The sequence below is a fragment of the Neobacillus novalis NBRC 102450 genome (genome assembly GCF_001591805.1).
Lineage (GTDB): Bacteria > Bacillota > Bacilli > Bacillales > Cytobacillaceae > Neobacillus > Neobacillus novalis.
In genome coordinates this window covers 1-1556 of sequence record NZ_BCVP01000090.1, presented here as the reverse complement: position 1 = coordinate 1556, position 1556 = coordinate 1, and the positions used below count along the sequence as shown (strand labels likewise).

General features: G+C 36.0%; 1 protein-coding gene. It reads right to left on the bottom strand.

Annotated elements, in window-relative coordinates:
* Nucleotides 1–71 precede the first annotated feature (71 nt).
* Complete coding sequence (locus tag BANVL01_RS26410) at nucleotides 72–1427, bottom strand: transposase (protein WP_066148204.1); 1356 nt, start codon at nucleotides 1425–1427, stop codon at nucleotides 72–74.
* Between the last annotated feature and the right edge of the window lie 129 nt (nucleotides 1428–1556).

Sequence of the window (1556 nt, the reverse complement as noted above, 5' to 3'; positions counted from 1 at the left end):
GAGTCAATTTCATAATTGCTAATTTTAAAAAAGTCTATAATGTCCTAACGGGACATTCCAATTTTTAAAAATTAGGCTGCTTGTTTTAGTTGGATATCTAACATTTTTCTAATGCGATCTACTGCTAATTTTGAAGCGTTATAGACTAGTGTTACTAAATCAAAATGTAATTTTGCTTTTTTCCCTTTTCTATGACGTACATTGTTTAACTGAAAAAACTCTTTTAAATAAGCATTTACACGTTCAACCGCTGTTCGTTCAGCAAATAAGCTCTTCCATCTTTTGGATCCTCTTGCTGGAGCGGTGTATTTTCTCAAATCTGATTCAATCTTCACTTTGTAAATTTTTTGGCATAGTGAATCAGAGGCCAATGGGCAGTTTTTACACTCTTTTGGCCGACAGTATTTTATGGTTTTATATTTCTTATCATAGCTATCGTAACGATATGAATGCTCTCTTACGCATGTGGGGGCGAAATGTTTATCATATCCTTCCATTTCACCTTCTCTGCGTTTGTTATAAGCAATAATCGAATGTGCATCCATTCGTAAAAGTTGTTGATAAATAGGGGTATAATCATAACCGGCATCCATCGTTCCGTACTTAATGGATAATGGAAGTTTTTCAATTCCTTTTAATAATGGAATGGCAGCTTTACCGTCATTTAGATTACCAGAACTCATAATGGATTGAAGAATATATTGACTTTTCGTACCAACTGCTAGATGAGCTTTGTACCCATACCAGAAAACATTTTTCCCTTCGCTATTTTTTTTGATACTCCAAGCCGGTTCAATAGGGATTTCAGAACGAAGTTCTTCTAAGGAAACATCAAGTTGTTCTGCAATGGGCTTTTCAAAAAGGGTTTTATTCTGTTCTTCTTCTAGCTTTTGTTGGTCATATTGTTCTTTTTCTTCTTTCTTTTTACGTCCACGCTTTTTCGGTTCAGGTTTAGCCTTTTTTTCTTGAACAGGAGCTTGGTCTCTTGCTTCAAAATGACAGGCATCAATAGCTACATTTTCATCATGAACAAAGCCTTCTTTAATGGCCTGAAGGAGAGTGGTACTATTAATGTTTTCAATGATTTCCGTTTCCGCTAACTTTGAAGTCAATCGGGAATATGAAGCTTCAGATGGTATATTATCCGAAATCAAAAATCCACATTCAAGGCGGAAAATGAAGTCATTTTCTAATCGTTTAACAAGAACTTTTATTGTTGGAATTCGTTCTACGATTCTTGCGGCCATAGAGTAGATCATGGCAGCATAATTCAACTCGGCTGGTGCACCTAGCCACGATTTTTTGGAAACTGCCAATATGGCTGAATCCATGTCAATTGTAGAAAAAATAGCATCAAAACGTTGGGTAGGTTCTAGATCGTATAATTCTTGGATGCCAAATAGGCTTCCTTGTCTTATAATAGGCATAGGGAGTCTTCCTCCAGTCTTAGAGTTAGTGTGGTTACTTACTCATTTCGACATTTTGGGGAGGTACTCCTTTTTTTAATCTTTAAAAGCCTTGAGCCCGTAGGGCTCAGAATTATGAAATTGATTCAA